The 17,066-nt window shown below is 69.3% G+C and carries 13 protein-coding genes and 3 tRNA genes; 13 read left to right on the top strand and 3 right to left on the bottom strand.

Annotated elements, in window-relative coordinates:
- Positions 1–22: 22 nt before the first annotated feature.
- The 10 genes from purF (at position 23) to VPH43_RS03465 (ending at position 7,732) form a co-directional block, all read left to right on the top strand.
- Entirely contained in the window at positions 23–1,549 is a 1,527-nt protein-coding gene (purF, locus tag VPH43_RS03510) for an amidophosphoribosyltransferase (protein ID WP_328576271.1), read from the top strand.
- Positions 1,549–2,790, top strand: a complete 1,242-nt coding sequence (locus VPH43_RS03505; RefSeq protein ID WP_328576270.1) for an O-succinylhomoserine sulfhydrylase — start codon at positions 1,549–1,551, stop codon at positions 2,788–2,790. The genes purF and VPH43_RS03505 overlap by 1 nt, the downstream gene beginning before the upstream one ends.
- Positions 2,787–4,181: a glutamate--tRNA ligase gene (gene gltX, locus VPH43_RS03500; protein WP_328576269.1), complete on the top strand. Its 1,395-nt coding sequence runs from the start codon at positions 2,787–2,789 to the stop codon at positions 4,179–4,181. Before VPH43_RS03505 ends, gltX begins: the two co-directional genes overlap by 4 nt.
- Positions 4,182–4,254: 73 nt before the next feature.
- Positions 4,255–4,330: transfer RNA gene (locus VPH43_RS03495), tRNA-Ala, on the top strand.
- A gap of 47 nt (positions 4,331–4,377) precedes the next feature.
- A tRNA-Glu gene (locus VPH43_RS03490) sits at positions 4,378–4,453 on the top strand.
- Positions 4,454–4,499: 46 nt separating this feature from the next.
- Positions 4,500–4,576 (top strand) — tRNA-Asp (locus tag VPH43_RS03485).
- A 135-nt stretch (positions 4,577–4,711) separates the two neighbouring features.
- Positions 4,712–4,957, top strand: a complete 246-nt coding sequence (locus tag VPH43_RS03480; protein ID WP_328576268.1) for a helix-turn-helix domain-containing protein — start codon at positions 4,712–4,714, stop codon at positions 4,955–4,957.
- Positions 4,958–5,221: 264 nt separating this feature from the next.
- Positions 5,222–6,466 carry a SorT family sulfite dehydrogenase catalytic subunit gene (gene sorT, locus VPH43_RS03475; protein WP_328576267.1) on the top strand — a complete coding sequence of 415 codons (1,245 nt, stop codon included), beginning with the start codon at positions 5,222–5,224 and terminating at the stop codon, positions 6,464–6,466.
- Positions 6,463–6,867, top strand: coding sequence for a SorU family sulfite dehydrogenase c-type cytochrome subunit (gene sorU, locus VPH43_RS03470; protein ID WP_328576266.1), 405 nt, complete (start codon positions 6,463–6,465; stop codon positions 6,865–6,867). The genes sorT and sorU overlap by 4 nt, the downstream gene beginning before the upstream one ends.
- A 154-nt stretch (positions 6,868–7,021) precedes the next feature.
- On the top strand, positions 7,022–7,732 hold the full coding sequence (locus VPH43_RS03465) for a Crp/Fnr family transcriptional regulator (RefSeq protein WP_328576265.1): 711 nt from the start codon (positions 7,022–7,024) through the stop codon (positions 7,730–7,732).
- An 18-nt stretch (positions 7,733–7,750) separates the two neighbouring features.
- Here VPH43_RS03465 and VPH43_RS03460 read toward each other — a convergent pair whose 3' ends face one another.
- Positions 7,751–8,053 (bottom strand): DUF1488 family protein, encoded by a 303-nt coding sequence (locus VPH43_RS03460; protein WP_328576264.1) that lies wholly within the window; start codon positions 8,051–8,053, stop codon positions 7,751–7,753.
- Between the two features lie 124 nt (positions 8,054–8,177).
- Between VPH43_RS03460 and VPH43_RS03455 the strand changes: the two genes are divergently transcribed.
- Together VPH43_RS03455 and VPH43_RS03450 are read left to right on the top strand one after the other, a co-directional pair.
- Positions 8,178–8,903, top strand: a complete 726-nt coding sequence (locus tag VPH43_RS03455) for a Crp/Fnr family transcriptional regulator (protein ID WP_442909197.1) — start codon at positions 8,178–8,180, stop codon at positions 8,901–8,903.
- 99 nt (positions 8,904–9,002) lie between these two features.
- The gene (locus VPH43_RS03450; RefSeq protein WP_328576263.1) at positions 9,003–9,323 is read left to right on the top strand and encodes a BON domain-containing protein; all 321 of its coding nucleotides are present in this window, start codon (positions 9,003–9,005) and stop codon (positions 9,321–9,323) included.
- A gap of 84 nt (positions 9,324–9,407) precedes the next feature.
- Here the strand turns inward: VPH43_RS03450 and VPH43_RS03445 are convergent, their stop codons facing one another.
- Positions 9,408–11,000 carry a GGDEF domain-containing protein gene (locus tag VPH43_RS03445; RefSeq protein WP_328576262.1) on the bottom strand — a complete coding sequence of 531 codons (1,593 nt, stop codon included), beginning with the start codon at positions 10,998–11,000 and terminating at the stop codon, positions 9,408–9,410.
- Positions 11,001–11,081: 81 nt separating this feature from the next.
- On the opposite strand from VPH43_RS03445, the gene VPH43_RS03440 reads away from it, so the two are divergent.
- A complete protein-coding gene (locus VPH43_RS03440) occupies positions 11,082–13,349 on the top strand; it encodes an ATP-dependent DNA helicase (protein WP_328576261.1) in 2,268 nt (755 codons plus the stop codon).
- A 51-nt stretch (positions 13,350–13,400) separates the two neighbouring features.
- Here the strand turns inward: VPH43_RS03440 and VPH43_RS03435 are convergent, their stop codons facing one another.
- On the bottom strand, positions 13,401–16,937 hold the full coding sequence (locus tag VPH43_RS03435) for a PAS domain-containing protein (RefSeq protein ID WP_328576260.1): 3,537 nt from the start codon (positions 16,935–16,937) through the stop codon (positions 13,401–13,403).
- Positions 16,938–17,066: the final 129 nt, after the last annotated feature.

Here is a 17,066-nt window from a genome sequence, read left to right as displayed (position 1 = left end):
ATCGTTTTTCGAGGACCGAAGTATGTGTGGCATCGTCGGAGTGATTTCCAAGGCGCCGGTCAACCAGCTGATCTATGACGCGCTGCTGCTGCTGCAGCACCGCGGCCAGGACGCCGCCGGCATCGTCACCATGCAGGGCACCAAGTGCTTCATGCACAAGGCGCGCGGCATGGTGCGCGACGTGTTCCGCACCCGCAACATGCGCGGCCTGCCCGGCACGGTGGGGCTGGGCCAGGTGCGCTATCCGACGGCGGGCAACGCCTACAGCGAGGAAGAAGCACAGCCCTTCTATGTGAATGCGCCCTTCGGCATCGTGCTGGTGCACAACGGCAACCTCACCAATGCCACTGCGCTGAAGCAGGAGCTGTTCGACATCGACCGCCGCCACATCAATACCGAGAGCGACACCGAGGTGCTGATCAACGTGCTGGCGCATGAGCTGGAGCGCAGCGCGCGCGACCTGCCGCTCACGCCGGAGGCGATCTTTCGCGCGGTGGGCGAGGTGCACAAGCGCATCAAGGGCTCGTATGCGGTGATCTCGCTGATCGCGGGCTACGGACTGCTGGCCTTCCGCGACCCCTACGGCATTCGCCCGCTGTGTTTCGGCGAGGTGCAGACACCCGAGGGCATGGAGATCATGGTCGGCAGCGAGACGGTGGCGCTCGAAGGCACCGGCCACAAGGTGGTGCGCGACGTGGCCCCGGGCGAAGCCATCTTCATCGACATGGAAGGCCGCATCCACGCCCAGCAGTGCGCGGAATCACCCACGCTCAACCCCTGCATGTTCGAGTTCGTGTACCTGGCCCGGCCCGATTCGGTGATGGACGGCATCTCGGTGTACCAGGCCCGCCTGAACATGGGTGAGACGCTGGCGCAACGTGTCATCTCCACCATGCCGCCCAACGAGATCGACGTGGTGATCCCGATCCCCGAATCGAGCCGGCCGTCGGCCATGCAGCTGGCCCACAAGATCGGCAAGCCCTATCGCGAAGGCTTCGTGAAGAACCGCTACGTCGGCCGCACCTTCATCATGCCCGGGCAGGGCGTGCGCAAGAAGTCGGTGCGCCAGAAGCTCAACGCCATCGCCTCCGAATTCAAGGGCCGCAACGTGCTGCTGGTGGACGACTCCATCGTGCGCGGCACCACCAGCAAGGAGATCGTGCAGATGGCGCGCGAAGCGGGCGCCCGCAAGGTCTACATGGCGTCGGCCGCGCCGCCGGTGCGCTACCCCAATGTGTACGGCATCGACATGCCCACCAAGAGCGAGCTCATCGCCCACGAGCGCAGCATCGAGGAGATCCGCGAGTTCATCGGCGCCGATGCGCTGATCTACCAGGACGTGGACGCGATGAAGCGCGTGGTGAAGGCGCTGAACCCCAGGCTGAGTGGCTTCGAGGCCTCCTGCTTCGACGGCGTGTATGTCACCGGTGCTGATGTCACCGCCGCCGACTTCGCCGCCATGGCCACGCAGCGCAGCTCGCAAGGCGAGGAAGAAGAGGGCGGCGACCGCTCGCGCCTGGCGCTGCAGAACGCCACGGAGGGCACCTGATGGCTGAACCCACCAAGAAGACATTGCCGCGGGTGGACCTGCCGGCCGACGTGCGCCTGGACACGCTGGCGGTGCGCGAGGGCCTGCCGCCGTCCCCCTGGGGCGAGAACTCGGAAGCGCTGTTCCTCACCAGCAGCTTCGTGCATCCCGATGCAGCCACCGCGGCCGCCCGGTTCGCCAATGAAGAAGAGGCCTTTGTCTACAGCCGTTTCTCCAACCCCACCGTCACCATGATGGAGCGCCGCCTGGCGGCGCTGGAAGGCACCGAGGCCTGCATCGGCACGAGCAGCGGCATGTCGGCCATCCTGCTGCTGGTGATGGCGCTGCTGAAAGCGGGCGACCATGTGATCTGCTCGCAAAGCGTGTTCGGCTCCACCATCAAGCTGCTGCAGGGCGAGTTCGGCAAGTTCGGCGTGCAGACGACCTTCGTGCCGCAAAGCGATGTGGGCGCCTGGGCCGCGGCCGTGCAGCCCAACACCAAGCTGCTGTTCGCAGAAAGCCCGACCAACCCGCTCACCGAGGTGTGCGACATCCGCGCGCTGGCCGAGATCGCGCATGCCAACGGCGCGCTGCTCGCGGTGGACAACTGCTTCTGCTCGCCCGCGCTGCAAAAGCCCGCGGCCCTTGGCGCTGACATCATCATGCATTCGGGCACCAAGTACCTGGATGGCCAGGGCCGCGTGATCGCCGGCGCGCTGTGTGCATCGGCGGCCATCGTGAACGAGAAGTTCGTGCCCGTGATGCGCAGCGCCGGCATGAGCCTGTCGCCCTTCAATGCGTGGGTGGTGCTCAAGGGCATGGAAACCTTGAGCATCCGCATGCAAGCCCAGAGCGCACGCGCCCTGCAACTGGCCGAGTGGCTGGAGGCGCAGCCGCAGGTGGCGCGGGTGTACTACCCCGGCTTGAAGTCCCATCCGCAGCATGAGCTGGCCATGGCACAGCAAGGCGGCTCAGGCGGTGCGGTGGTGTCCTTCATCGTGAAAGGCGAGGGCGCCGAGGCGGGCCGCAAGAACGCCTTCCATGTGATCGACTCGACGCGCATCTGCTCCATCACCGCCAACCTGGGCGACACCAAGACCACCATCACCCACCCGGCCAGCACCTCGCACGGCCGGGTCACCGAAAACCAGCGCCTGGCCGCCGGCATCACGCAGGGCATGATCCGCGTGGCCGTGGGCCTGGACGACATCGCCGACATCCAGGCCGACCTCGCACGAGGCCTGAGCACCCTGACCGCATGACCTCGCCCGTACGCACCCGCTTCGCCCCCAGCCCCACCGGCTTCATCCACCTGGGCAACATCCGCTCGGCCCTGTACCCCTGGGCTTTTGCGCGCGCCAACAAGGGCACCTTCATCCTGCGCATCGAGGACACCGACCTGGAGCGCTCGTCGCAGGCCGCGGTGGACGTCATCCTGGAGAGCATGCAGTGGCTGGGCCTGGACCATGACGAAGGCCCGTACTACCAGATGCAGCGCATGGACCGCTACAAGGAAGTGCTGGCGCAGATGCTGCAGCAAGGCCTGGCGTACCACTGCTACATGAGCACGGCGGAGCTCGACGCCTTGCGCGAGCGCCAGATGGCCAACAAGGAAAAGCCGCGCTACGACGGCACCTGGCGCCCCGAACCCGGCAAGACCTTGCCGCCGGTACCCGAAGGCGTGCAGCCGGTCATCCGCTTCAAGAGCCCGATCGGCGGCAGCGTCAGCTGGGACGACAAGGTGAAGGGCCGCATCGAGTTCAGCAACGACGAGCTCGACGACCTGGTGATCGCGCGGCCGGATGGAACACCGACCTACAACTTCTGTGTCGTGGTGGACGACATCGACATGGCGATCACGCACGTGATCCGCGGCGACGACCATGTGAACAACACACCGCGTCAGATCCACATCTTCCGTGCGCTCGGCAAGGAGCCGCCGGTGTATGCGCACCTGCCCACCGTGCTGAACGAGCAGGGCGAGAAGATGAGCAAGCGCCATGGCGCCAAGCCGGTCACGCAGTACCGCGAGGACGGCTTCCTCGCTGATGCGGTGGTGAACTACCTGGCGCGCCTGGGCTGGAGCCATGGCGACGACGAAATCTTCTCGCGCGAGCAGCTGATCGAGTGGTTCAACCTCGATCACCTGGGCAAGAGCGCGGGCCAGTTCGACGAGGCCAAGCTGCGCTGGGTGAACGCGCAGCACCTGAAGCACACCGACGATGGCGTGCTGGCCCCCATGGTCACCTTGCAGTTGTCCAGGCGCGGTGTCACAGCGCCCGTTGACGAGCGGCTGGCGCGCATGTGCGGCCTGTTCAAGGACCGTTGCGCCACCACGGTGGAGCTGGCTGACTGGCTGGCGATGTACTTCAGCGCCGTGTCGCCTTCGGAGGGGGATCGGGCAACACACATCACCGATGCGGTGAAGCCGGCCTTGCAGTCACTGCATGCCCGTCTGATGCATTGCGACTGGAACAAGGCGGCCATCAGCCAATGCATCAAGGAGACCTTGGCCGAACACGGCTTGAAGATGCCGCAGCTGGCAGCGCCCGTGCGCGTGCTGGTGTGCGGCCGTGCGCAGACGCCATCGCTCGATGCGGTGCTCGAGTTGTTCTCACGCGAAGAAGTTTTGAGCCGCTTGCAGACTCATTAAAAGTCTGCCTATAATCGCGGTCTCGCTTGAACAGCGTTGTTCCTGAAGAGTTTCAGATTTTTGGAATTCCGGAGGGGGTATAGCTCAGCTGGGAGAGCGCTTGCATGGCATGCAAGAGGTCAGCGGTTCGATCCCGCTTACCTCCACCAAAACCCGAAAGGGCGGTGGCGCGCGGTTCAAGTTGGTGAAGGATTAAGTCCCCTTCGTCTAGAGGCCTAGGACACGACCCTTTCACGGTTGTAACAGGGGTTCGAATCCCCTAGGGGACGCCAAGTTTGGCTGCGCTTGCGGAGTAATCCGAAATGCGGCTGCCACTGCGGAGTGGTAGTTCAGTTGGTTAGAATACCGGCCTGTCACGCCGGGGGTCGCGGGTTCGAGTCCCGTCCACTCCGCCAAAAACCTCAAAAAGGACAGTCGCTTCGCGGTGACTGTCCTTTTTGCTTTGCGGATTTTGATGCCTGGCAGGATGCTTGGCTTCGTCGTCCGGAACGCGGTCGATGTTTCGCACAACCGCTCACCGTCAACATTCGTTGACGACCGCCGCCGCGTCAGCTATTGTTGACGACATGCGGCTCCCGAAGAGTCTTCCCGATCCACGCCAGACGGCCGATGCGCTGGCTGCCGTGCTGGGCTTGCGCCGGATGGCAGACGACCTGGAGGCAAAGGCCGTCCATTCGGCGCTTCGCCAAGGATGGTCATGGTCCGAGATCGCGGAAGCGCTGGGAGTTTCCAAGCAGGCCGCCCACCGCCGACTGTCGCACCTGCAATCGAAATAGCGCGGAGGGCTCAGAAGCTGTGAATCAATCGGGCGCACCCGAGCAGGCCAAGCACTTCGTCCTTGCTCCGCTGGCACTGCCCGATCGAACGGCGGCGCAGGCCCTTCCTTGAGCGGAGAGCCGGCGTGGTTACTTTCTGTCACGCCGCCGGCGATTTACTTTTGAAGACACACCGGTAGTATTCGCCCGCCTCCGGCCAAGCCGGGGACCACGACCAAGACCACGGCGGCGCTGGCCGCAGCATCCATCGGGAGATCCGCTCACATGACCGAGAACCTCAAGTCCCCCCGCCGACGCCAGATGTTGGCGGGGAGTGCCAGTGCGTTGGCGGCTGCCGGCGCAGGCGCCTTCGCCTTGCAGGCCCGTGCCCAGGCTCCCGCTGCAGCGGCCGCGGCGTCTGCCGCCCCCGCCGCGCCGCAGGCCAAGCCGCTGCCCGGCTACGCGGCGTGGAAGGACAGCAACAGCCTGATCGTGCACACCAGCAACACGATCGAGACCAAGCGCTCCGCCTTCGGCACCAGTGTCATCACCCCCGGCGAGCGCCTGTATGTGCGCAACAACCTGCCGCCACCGGACGCCGCCATCCTGGCGAACCGCGATGCCTGGGAGCTGTGGGTCGACGGCGTGAAGAACCCGCGCAAGCTGACCTTGGCTGAACTGAAAAGCCTGGGCGTCGAGACGGTCGCCACCGTGCTGCAGTGCTCCGGCAACGGCCGCGGCTACTTCGCCAGCAAGCCCAGTGGCACGCCGTGGCAGGTGGGCGCCGCCGGCTGCGTGCTGTGGAGCGGCGTGCCGGTGCGCGCCGTGGTGGAAGCCCTGGGTGGGGTGGCCAGCGGCATGCGCTTCATGACCGGCACTGGCGGCGAAAAGCTGCCCGATGGCGTGGACCCGAAGACCGTGGTGGTCGAGCGCTCGCTGCCGCTGTCCGCCATGGGCGACGCGCTGCTGGCCTGGGAGATGAACGGCGCGCCGCTCTCGCTGGCGCACGGCGCTCCGCTGCGCCTGATCGTGCCGGGCTACAGCGGCGTCAACAACATCAAGTACCTGCAGCGCCTGGCGTTCGCGGCCAGCGAGTCAGATGCCAAGATCATGAGCCACGGCTACCGCATCACGCCTCCTGGCGGCAAGGCGGACCCGAGCCAGCCCTCGGTGCTGGAGATGCAGGTGAAGTCCTGGGTCAACACCCCCGGCGGCGAAGAGCCGGCCAAGGCAGGGCGCACCATGGTGACCGGCGTGGCCTTCAGCGGCGGCAGCCCGATCAAGCGCGTGGAGGTCAGCGTCGACGGCGGCCGCAGCTGGCGTGACGCCAAGCTCGTGGGGCCCGACCTGGGCAAGTACGCCTGGCGCCAGTTTGCGCTGCCGGTGGACTTGGCCGCAGGCACGCATGTGATTGCCAGCCGGGCCACCGACGCGGCCGGCAACGTGCAGCCGGAGCAGCGCCTGGAAAACGTGGGCGGCTACAACAACAACAGCTGGGCCGACCACGCAGTGAAGGTCACGGTGGCATGAACAGGCCGGCGCCGCGCGGCCGGCGCGCGCTGGCTTCAGGGCTGGCGCTCGGCCCGCGTGGCGGCGCAGCACGGTGGAAGCAGCAGGTCGGCGCGCTGGCCGGTGCTGCCGCGGTCTTGTGGGCTGGCGTCGCACAAGCCGCTGAGCCGGCGTCGCTGGACGTGGGCCGCAAGCTGTTCCAAGCGGGCGCTCAACCGGCCTGCGCGGTGTGCCATACCTTGAAGGACGCGGGCAGTGAAGGCGCCGTCGGCCCGGTACTGGACGAGCTGAGGCCCGACGAACAACGGGTGGCCACCGCGCTGCGCAACGGCCTGGGCAGCATGCCGTCCTACAAGGCCCTGCTCACGGAAGAGCAGATCGCCACGCTGGCGCGCTATGTCTCCTCGGTGGCCGGCCGCTGAACATCCAGCGGCCGCATCAGCACGCGCGCCTGCATCGGCAGGCCCATGCATTTCAAGGGCGGCCAGAGAACATCGGTGCGATGCCGCACCATGAGCCCGGCGCTCTGTTCGCTGCCAGACGGAAGTGCGCTGCCATTCGCGTGCAGGATGCACGATGGCTGCCACACCCCGCCCCGCTGAAGGGCGCAATACCCTCATCGACGCGCTTGCCGCGCGCGATCGTGCACGCCTGCTGGCCGCGTGCCGGCCGATGGAGCTGGTGGCCGATGCGGTGTTGTGCAAGCCCCGCGAGCCGTTGCACGAGGCGGTCTTTCCCACCAGCGGTGCGATCTCGTTGCTCACCGATGCAGCCCTCGGGCCTTCATTCGAGGTGGGCCTGATCGGGCGTGAAGGCATGCTGGCCGTCGAACTGGCATTGGGCCTGCAGGCGGCCACCCTGCAGGCGGTGGTGCGGGTGGCAGGGCAGGCCTATCGCGTTCCCGTCGTCGCGTTGCGCCGTGAGCTCGCCTCGAGTGCGGGCCTGCGGCGCGTCATGGCCGGTTATCTCCAGGCTCAGCTGTCGCAGCTGGCGGGCGAACCCGCTTGCGTGCGCTTCCACTCGGTGGTTGCGCGTCTGGCGCGCAGCCTGCTGCTGGTGCAGGACAGGCTGCACAGCGAGCACTTTCACCTGACCCAGGATTCGCTCGCCCGCACCCTGGCCGTACGCCGGGTGAGCGTGACCAATGCGGCTTCTGCCTTGCAGCGCGAGGGCATCATCCGTTACCGGCGCGGTGACATCACCGTGACGGACCGGCCGGCCCTGCGGGCCTGGGCTTGTGGCTGCTACTCCGGCGGCGATGCCGGGCCGGGCGCCAAGGCACGCTGAGCCTGCATTTCCCCGCTTTCACGGCCCGGGCGCTTGAGGGGCGGTGACGTCCGCGTCGCGCAGCATCACCGGCTCGCGCGAACCGGCGGCCGAGCGGCGCCGCACGGCGTCGTCGATGCGCTGGCGGTTCACCTCGTAGGTGCCGATCGCGTTGTCGCCGTTGCTGTCGGCATGGAAGCAGTAGTGCAGCGTCTGCTTCGTGATGGTGGCGCCGATGTACTGCCCATCCGCCTGCAGCACCCAGAAGCGCAGGGCCCCCGTGCCGCTGTGGAAGAAGGGTTCGAAAGGCGGTGGTGCTGCCGCGAGGCCGTGAATGTCCATGCGGGGAGTGTGTGCCCGCCCACAGCCGGGCGTCTGTGCACTACCGTACTTAGCAGGGGCCCATGATGGGCCTGCCGCCGCCGGCCAGAGTGCCTTCGCACCTGCCGGCGTCGATGGAGCCTTCATGCCAGAACCGATGCCGACCGCGGCAAGCCACAACCGCCTGCTGCAGGCCCTTCCCCGCGACGCCTGGGAGCGCCTGTCGCCACACCTGGAGCCGGTCGAGCTGCCGCTGGGCGCGGTGCTGTATGAATCGGGCGTCCAGCTCAACCACGTGTATTTCCCCACCACCGCCATCGTGTCGCTGCTGTACATGCTGGCCGACGGCGCCTCGGCCGAGATCGCGGTGGTGGGCTTCGAAGGCGTGGTCGGTATCTCGCTGTTCATGGGCGGGGGCAGCACCCCCAGCCGGGCTGTGGTGCAGAGCAAGGGCGAAGCCCTGCGCCTGGGCGCCCACGTGCTGAAGCAGGAGTTCGAGCTGGCAGGCCCCACCATGCACCTGCTGCTGCGCTACACGCAGGCGCTGATCACGCAGATGGCGCAGACGGCGGTGTGCAACCGCCACCACTCGCTGGAGCAGCAGTTGTGCCGCTGGTTGCTGCTCAGCCTGGACCGCCTGCCGGGCAACGAACTGGTGATGACGCAGGAGCTGATCGCCAACATGCTGGGCGTGCGCCGCGAGGGTGTCACCGAAGCCGCCGGCCACCTGCAGGACGCCGGCATCATCAGCTACCGGCGCGGCCACATCACGGTGCTGGACCGGCCGGCACTGGAGACGCACGTCTGCGAGTGCTACAGCGTCGTCAAGCGCGAGACCGACCGGCTGCTGCCTGCCACGCCGGCCAGCTGAGCCAGCGCTGCCCTCGCACGCGGCGCCATGTGGACTGTGCGCTGGCGCACCGACAAGCCGCATCGCCGGCCCCATGCTGTACCTTTCATCGGAGCCAGCATGAACAACATTCGAACTGTCGGCATCGGCGCCACCCTGGCGGCCGTCCTGCTCATTGCCACCACCGGCTGCGCGGTGACGCGCGGCCAGGAGAGCGTAGGCGCCTACGTGGACGACGCGGCCATCACCACCGCCGTGAAGGCACGCTTCGTCGACAACAAGGACGTCGATGCATCCAACATGCACGTCGAGACATTGAACGGCACCGTGATGCTGTCGGGCTTTGCCAAGAACGCCACCGAACGCACCACGGCAGAGAGCCTCACGCGCAAAGTCAACGGCGTGAAGTCGGTGAAGAACGAGATCGCCGTACGGCCGTGACGCCGTGGGGGCGGGCGTTCTGGGGGGACATGGAGCGCCACATCCTCCAGCGGCCCACACGCTGGGCTGCCGCTTCGGCCGTCCTCACACCATCACGCGGTTGCGCCCGCCACTTTTCGCGCGGTACAGCGCCGCATCGGCGGCCTGCGTCAAGGCCTGCAGGTCGTAGGGCGGCGCGGTGGACAGCCCGATGCTCAGGGTCACGCTGAGGCCGGGCGCCAGGCCGGCCCAATCGTGCGCCTGCACCTGCGCGCGCAGGCGCTCGCACACCTCCTGCGCCACCGGCAGGGCGGTGTCGGCCAGCACGATCAGAAACTCCTCGCCGCCCAGGCGCGCCACCACGTCGTTGCCGCGGGTGTTGTCGCGCAGCAGGTCGGCGATCTTCACCAGCACGCGGTCGCCGGTGGCATGGCCGAAGCGGTCGTTCACAAGCTTGAAGTGGTCCAGGTCGATCAGCGCAGCGGTGAGTGGCTGGCCACCGTTGGCCGCCGCGGCAAAGAGGGCGGGCATGCGCTTGTCCAGGTAGCGCCGGTTGCCCAGCCCGGTGAGCTGGTCGCGTTGCGCATCCGCTTCGAACTCCGCCGCCCGCAGGCGCTCCACCTGCACCTCCAGGCGGGCGCGTTCGGCCTCCACGCGCGTGACGAACAGGCGCGACTGCGCCTGCAGCTGCGCCACCACGCGCCGCCGCTCCAGCGCTTCATAACGCTCCAGGTGCAGCAGCGCGCGTGCGGGGTCGCCCAGGGCGCGCCAGCCGCGGTAGAGCGCGTCGTGCACGCGGGTGAGGGTGTTGGTCTGCTCGCTGCCAGCCATCTCGGCGCACAGGGCCTCGAGCTGGCGGCTGGCTTGCCCGGCGTCGCCGCGGGCCAGCAGCAGCTCGCCCGTGGCATAGCGGATGCGCCAGCTGCGTGTGGCGTTGCCTTGTTCGGTCACCCGCCGCAGTGCGGTGGTGAGCAGTTGCTCGGCTTCGGCCGTCTCGCCCAGGTGCAGCAGCGCCTCGGCCAGGTTGCCTTCCAGGATGGCCGCGAAGAAGGGATTGCCGGGCACACGCGCCACCAGTGGCATGGCTTCGCGGGCGTGCGCTTCGGCCGAACGCAGCACCGCCGTCACCTCCGTGCGGCTGCCGCCGTCGCGCAGCAGGTAGAAGGCGCCGATGTAGGCGGCGCACAGGTTGTTGAGGATCACGCACTGCGTGTTGGGGTCGTCCACGCCCTGCATCAGGGTGCGTGCTTCCTCCATCAGGCGGTGCGCCTGCCAGGGGTCGCCCATGCGTTCGATGCAGATGCCCAGCGCCACCAGCGACAGGGCCAGCTGGGCCCGGTCCCCGGCGGCTTCGGCCAGCCGGCAGGATTCGTTGGCGCTGTACAGGCCGAGGTCGAAGCGGCCGGTCTCGCAGGCAGCCAGCGTCATCCAGCGCCGCACCTCCACCCGGCGGGCCATCTGGTCCGGTGCTTCCAGCAGCGGCAGCGCCTGTTCGCCTGCCTGCAGCACGGCCGCCCAGCGCCCGAGCCGGTAGTGCGCCATGCAGAGCAGGTAGCCCGCTTCGGCGCGCGCGTCGGAGCCGTCGGGCAGGGCGGCGAAGGCCGCCTCGGCGTGGCGGCTGGCGTCGTCCATGCGGCCATCGGCCAGCGCGTTGCGCGCAGCCTCCAGCGGGGCGGTCTCACTCGTACTGCTGGCCATTCGGTGGCATCGTGATCACGTTAGCGTCTTATCGGCAGGCGGGCGCTGAACCTGATGCACTTTGCACGCTAGACTGGATGTTTGAACAGTCCCTCCTACACTGTCGCCGTCCGTGCGCTGTGCGAATTCACCGCCAAGCACGGCGACCTCGATCTCCGCTTCACGCCGGCGCCCACGGCGCTGCAGGGCATCGAAGGCCACCAGGTCGTGGCCGCGCGCCGTGGCCCGGGCTACCAGGCGGAGCTGCCGCTGTGCGGCGAATTCGGGCCGCTGCGGGTGCGTGGCCGCGCAGACGGTTATGACGCGGGCCGCAACCGGCTCGAGGAGGTGAAGACCTTCCGCGGCCGCATCGACCGCCTGCCGGAAAACCATCGTGCGCTGCACTGGGCGCAGGCCATGGTGTACGGCTGGCTGCTGTGCGAGTCGAAAGGGCTGCCGGACATCGAGCTCGCGCTGGTGTACTTCGACGTGGGCAGCCAGCGCGAGACGGTGTTCACACAACAGTGCACTGCACACCAGCTGCGGCAGCACTTCGAACAGCGCTGCGCGGCCTTCCTGGCCTGGGCCGAGCATGAGCTGGCCCACCGCGGCGCCCGCGACACCGCCTTGCAGCAGCTGCGCTTTCCGCATGCGGGCTTTCGTGAGGGCCAGCGGCCGCTCGCCGAAGCCGTGTACAACGCGGCGCGTTCCGGCCGCTGCCTGATGGCGCAGGCGCCCACCGGCATCGGCAAGACGGTGGGCACCCTGTTCCCGCTGCTGAAGGCCGCGCCGGGGCAGGCGCTGGACCGGGTGTTCTTCCTCACCGCCAAGACCTCCGGCCGTGCGCTCGCGCTGGACGCGGTGGCCCTGATGCGCCAGGCCGATCCGGCGCTGCCGCTGCGCACCCTGGAGCTGGTGGCGCGCGACAAGGCCTGCGAGCACCCCGACAAGGCCTGCCATGGCGAGGCCTGCCCCCTGGCGAAGGGCTTCTACGACCGCCTGCCCGCCGCGCGTGAAGCGGCTCTGGCGGTGCCGGTGTGGGACCGGGCGGCCGTGCGCAGCCTGGCGCTGGCCCATGAGGTCTGCCCGTATTACCTGACCCAGGAGCTGGCACGCTGGAGCGACCTGCTGGTGGGCGACTACAACCACTACTTCGATTCCGCCGCGCTGCTGCACGGCCTGGCCAACGTGCAAGGCTGGCGCGTGGCAGTGCTGGTGGACGAGGCGCACAACCTGGTGGAGCGGGCCCGCGCCATGTACAGCGCACAGCTCGACCCCGGCGGGTTTGCGCTGGCGCGGCGCGGCGCGCCGGCGGCGCTGAAGCGGCCGCTGGGCCGGGTGCAGCGCCAGTGGCGCGAGCTGTCCGCCGGGCTGGAGGGCGACTACGCCGTGCAGCCGCTGCCCACCACGCTGATCGAGGCGCTGCAGCAGGCGCTGGCCGCCATCACCGACCACCTGGCCGAGCACCCGACCGCGGTGGACGCTGCGCTGCAGGCCTTCTACTTCGATGCGCTGCAGTTCACCCGGCTGGCCGAGTCCTTCGACGAGCATTCGCTGTTCGACCTGACCCGCACGCCGCGCGGCGGCTGCGTGCCGTGCCTGCGCAACGTGATCCCCGCGCCGTTCCTGAAGCCGCGCTTCCAGGCGGCCCACACGGTGACGCTGTTCTCCGCCACCTTGCACCCGGCCGGCTACTACCGCGAACTGCTGGGCCTGCCCGAGGACACGGCGGTGGTGGACGTGGCCTCGCCCTTCGCGGCGCACCAGCTGTCGGTGCAGATCGCCGGCGACATCTCCACCCGCTTCCAGCACCGCGGCACGTCTCTGGCGCCGGTCGTGCAGCGCATGGCGGCGCAGTACGCGGTGCAGCCGGGCAACTACCTCGCGTTCTTCAGCAGCTTCGATTACCTGGAGCAGGTGGCCGAGCTGTTCACGGCGTCTCACGCCGACGTGCCGGTGTGGCGCCAGTCGCGCGGCATGACCGAGGAGCAGCAGGCCGCCTTCCTGGCGCGCTTTGCGCCCGGTGGCCGCGGCATCGGCTTCGCGGTGCTGGGCGGCTCGTTCGCCGAGGGCATCGACCTGCCGGGTGACCGGCTGATCGGCGCCTTCATCGCCACCCTGGGCCTGCCGCAGGTGAACCCGGTGAACGAGCAGATCCGGCGCCGCATCGACCAGCTCTGCGGCACCGGCTTCGACTACACCTACCTCTACCCCGGCCTGCAGAAGGTGGTGCAGGCCGCAGGCCGGGTGATCCGCACCCCGCAGGATCGCGGCGTGGTGCACCTGCTGGACGACCGCTTCCTGCGCCCGGCAGTGCAGCGCCTGCTGCCGCGCTGGTGGCAGGCACCGGGCTGCACACAGCGCGGCTAACCAGCCTTCGCGCCGCATCAGAGGCTGCGCGGCCGCCCGCCGACGCTGGGGTCAGCCCTGCTGCACCGCGCGTGATGCCATCGCGGCGCTGGCCGAGGACAGCACCGCATCCAGGCGCGCCCCGTCCGCCGGCTTGGTGAGGTGGTGGTCGAAGCCGGCCTGGATCGCGCGCTGCTTGTCCTCGCGCTGGCCCCAGCCCGTCAAGGCGGCCAGCACCATGCGCTGGCCGTGAGGCTGGGCGCGCAGCCGGCGCGCCACCTCGTAACCGTTCATGCCGGGCATGCCGATGTCCAGCAGCACCAGGTCAGGCAGGAAACGCAGCGCAAGGTCCAGCGCGGTGGGGCCGTCGTGGGCCAGCGCGACCTCGTGGCCGGTGAGCTCCAGGATCATGGCCAGGCTCTCGGCGGCATCCCGGTTGTCGTCGACCACCAGCACCCGCAGCACGGGCGCCTGCCCGCCCGGCCCCGGTGCGATGCTTGCGCCGGGCTCGGCGGCGCCGGCCGGCAGCGGCAGGCGCACCACGAATTCGCTGCCCTGGCCCGCGCCGGCGCTGTGCGCCTCGATGCTCCCGCGGTGCAGCTCCACCAGGCCCCGGGCCAATGCCAGGCCGATGCCCAGCCCACCCTGGGACCGCTCCAGCGCGGGCGCCACCTGCGAGAACATCTCGAACACCGTGGGCAGGTGCTCGGGCGCCAGGCCGATGCCGGTGTCGCGCACGCGCAGCACCGCCTGCGCGTCTTCGCACCCGGCGCTGACACGGATGTGGCCGCCGCGCGGGGTGTACTTCGCGGCGTTGTTCAGCAGGTTCAGCAGCACCTGGGTCAGGCGCGTCGGGTCGGCGTCCAGCCACAGCGTGTCGTGCGGCAGCTGCACCTCCAGCGTGTGGCCGGAGGCATCGATGAAGGGGCGCGCGGCTTCCACTGCACCTTGCACGATGGCCGCCGCGTCCACCCGCTCGATGCGCAGCTCGATGCGCCCGCGCGTGATGCGGGCCACGTCGAGCAGGTCGTCCACCAGCCGGGTCATCTGGCGCACCTGGCGGTCGATCACGTCGCGGGTCCAGCGCACGGCCGGGTCCACCGGGTTCTTCAGGCGCAGCACCTCCAGCGCATTGGTGATGGGCGCCAGCGGATTGCGCAGCTCGTGCGCCAGGGTGGCAAGAAATTCGTCCTTGCGCCGGTCGGCTTCGGCCAGCTCGGCGTTCAGGCGCCGCAGCTCCTCCTCGGTGCCTTTGCGGGCGGTGATGTCGATGCCCAGGCCGTACAGCATGGTGGGCCGGCCATCGGGGCCGTACACCGCGCGGCCGCGGCCTTCCATCCAGCGCCACTGGCCGTCGGCGTGGCGGAAACGGAACTCGACCGCATAGTCCTCGCGGTTTTGCAGCGCTGCGCCGATGGCGGCCTCCATCGCCGGCCGGTCGTCCGGGTGCACCATGCTGCGGAAGGTGCTGGTGGTGCCATGGAAGCCGCCCGGCGGCAGGCCGAAGATCTCCTCCAGCTCCCGGCTCCACCACACCCGCTCGGTCAGCAGGTCGCGCGACCAGGCTCCCATGCGGCCGCCGCGCATGGCCAGCGACAGCACATTGCGGCTCTCGAGCAGCTGGGCCTCGGCGCGTGCCGCCTCCACCGCGAACCAGGTGCGTTCCGCCACCTGCTCCACCAGCGCGATGTCGGCCGGCTCCCAGGGCCGCACGGCTTGGTGCAGCAGCATCAGCGCGGCCACCAGCCGGCCCTCCTTGACCAGCGGCACACAGAGCATGGCCCGGGCCTGCAGGGCTTCGAAGGCCTGGCGCTGCACCGGGCCGCTGGTGCGCGGGTCCTGTGCCAGGTCAGCGATGGCCACGGTGCGGCCGGCCTTCATGTCGGCCAGCAGGCCGGCCGCCAGGTCTGCCAGGCGATGGCTGGCGGGCAGCGGCGCCACACCGTCGCTGTGATCGCGCGCGATGTGCAGCGTCTCCTCGCTGGGATCCACCTCGCCGTAGGTGCAGCGGCTCACTGCGAAATGCCGGCCCACCAGCGACACGATGTCCGATTGCAGCTGCAGCGGGTCGCGCTGGCCGCGGCCGGCGTCCTGCAAGGCGAGCAGCAGGCGTTGCGCCTCTTCGTCACGGCGCAGCGCTTCATGCGCGGCGCGCCGGGCGGACACGTCGTGCACCAGGATTGCAACGCCCTCCACCGCGCCGGTGGGCGCACGGTGCGGGATGTAGCTGATCTCCACCCAACGCGGGCCCACGCCGGGGTAGTGCAGCTGCACCTCGAACAGCTGCGCCTTGCCGGCCAGCGCGGCCTGCATGCGCGGCTGCAGCTGCTCCCAGTTGGCGGGGCCGCACACGTCCTGCACCAGGCGGCCGGTGATCTGCTCGCGCGGCTGGCCGAACCAGGTTTCATAGGCGCGGTTGTTGAGGCGGTAGCGCATCTCCCGGTCGACGTACGAGATCAGCACGGGCAGGTTGTCGGCGATCAGCTGCAGCAGCTCCTCCGCGAGCACGCGCTGCAGTTCCTCGCTGCGGGCCTGCGCCTGCCGGGCCTGCGCCAGGGCGGCCGCCACCCGCCGCTCCAGCATGTCGTTGATCTGCGCGGCCTGCACGCCGGCGCGATGCAGGGCGGCCCCCACGGCGTCGGCTTCCACCAGGCCGGTGGGTTCGAGCGCCGGGGTGCGGTCGCGCGCCAGCTCCTGCGCGGCGCGCTCCAGCGCCTCGATCGGGCGGCGGATGCGGCCTGCGCTCCAGATCGCCAGCCCGGACGCAAAGGCGGCCAGCGCGGCGGCAGCGATGCCGGCCGTCCAGGCCGCCCGCCTGGCGGCCGCCGTCAGGCGCGCCTGCGGCACGCCGATGATCACGGTCCAGCCATGGGCAGGCGAGCGGCTGAAGAAGGCGCGCACCGGAATGCCGTCCAGCGCCATCGACTCGATGAAGCCTTCGGGACGCTCCTGCACCGCGGCCACCAGGTCGGGCTGGGACGGTTTGCCCACCCAGGCCTGCGGGTCGGGTGTGCGGCCCACGACGGTGTATTCGCGGTCCACGATCGCGGCCACCCACCCGGCGGGCAGGCGCTGCTCGGTGAGGATGGCCTGCAGTGCGGCGGGCGTGAATACCACGCCGACCTGGAAGTGCGCCGGCACCACCCGCGGCACCGGCGCGAACACGGTGATCACGCGGGTGCGTGTGGCCGGGTCCAGGCGCAGGCTGGACACGCCGGTGGCCCCTTCGGTCCGGGGGCTGCCCGAGCCGTCCGCACGCGCCGGCAGCCCGCTGCCGAAGGGCACCGAGGTGTCCACCAGCTGGTTCTGGTCGTCCACCAGCACCACCCAGTCGCCGGTGCCCTGGGTGGCCGCCTGCGCCTCGTCGTAGAAACGCCGGTGGTCGCCCTCCTGGATGCCGGAGGTGATGGCCAGGGTGCGGGCCACGGCGCTGCGCTTGTCCAGCTCCCGGTCCACCACCAGGGCCAGCGCATGCACGGTTTCACGCAGGTGCTGGCGTTCGCTGTCGAGCTCGCGCTGGTAGGTGGCGACGACGATCCATGCAAACAGCGCTGCCGTGGGCAGCAGCACGGCGAGCATCAGCAGCAGCAGGCGTCGACTCAGGGTCATGAGCCGCCGATTCTTTCATGCCGGTCGCCCCCGTGGCAGGCGCGCTGTTTGCATCTGCTCATGCATTTGGGAACCCGGTTACAGGCTTGGGCACAGGGGTTGCCGATTCGGTTACGCCGAGACTTTGGC

This window comes from Ideonella sp. BN130291 (genome assembly GCF_036231905.1).
Classification (GTDB): Bacteria; Pseudomonadota; Gammaproteobacteria; order Burkholderiales; family Burkholderiaceae_C; genus CAMLIZ01.
This window is presented reverse-complemented; position numbering and strand designations above follow the sequence as displayed.

Coding starts and splice junctions, on each gene's coding strand:
- VPH43_RS03450 (WP_328576263.1), top strand. CDS start 9,003: ATGAACAACATTCGAACTGTCGGCATCGGCGCCACCCTGGCGGCCGTC.
- VPH43_RS03445 (WP_328576262.1), bottom strand. CDS start 11,000: ATGGCCAGCAGTACGAGTGAGACCGCCCCGCTGGAGGCTGCGCGCAAC.
- VPH43_RS03465 (WP_328576265.1), top strand. CDS start 7,022: ATGGCTGCCACACCCCGCCCCGCTGAAGGGCGCAATACCCTCATCGAC.
- gltX (WP_328576269.1), top strand. CDS start 2,787: ATGACCTCGCCCGTACGCACCCGCTTCGCCCCCAGCCCCACCGGCTTC.
- sorT (WP_328576267.1), top strand. CDS start 5,222: ATGACCGAGAACCTCAAGTCCCCCCGCCGACGCCAGATGTTGGCGGGG.
- sorU (WP_328576266.1), top strand. CDS start 6,463: ATGAACAGGCCGGCGCCGCGCGGCCGGCGCGCGCTGGCTTCAGGGCTG.
- VPH43_RS03460 (WP_328576264.1), bottom strand. CDS start 8,053: ATGGACATTCACGGCCTCGCGGCAGCACCACCGCCTTTCGAACCCTTC.
- VPH43_RS03455 (WP_442909197.1), top strand. CDS start 8,178: ATGCCAGAACCGATGCCGACCGCGGCAAGCCACAACCGCCTGCTGCAG.
- VPH43_RS03505 (WP_328576270.1), top strand. CDS start 1,549: ATGGCTGAACCCACCAAGAAGACATTGCCGCGGGTGGACCTGCCGGCC.
- VPH43_RS03435 (WP_328576260.1), bottom strand. CDS start 16,937: ATGACCCTGAGTCGACGCCTGCTGCTGCTGATGCTCGCCGTGCTGCTG.
- purF (WP_328576271.1), top strand. CDS start 23: ATGTGTGGCATCGTCGGAGTGATTTCCAAGGCGCCGGTCAACCAGCTG.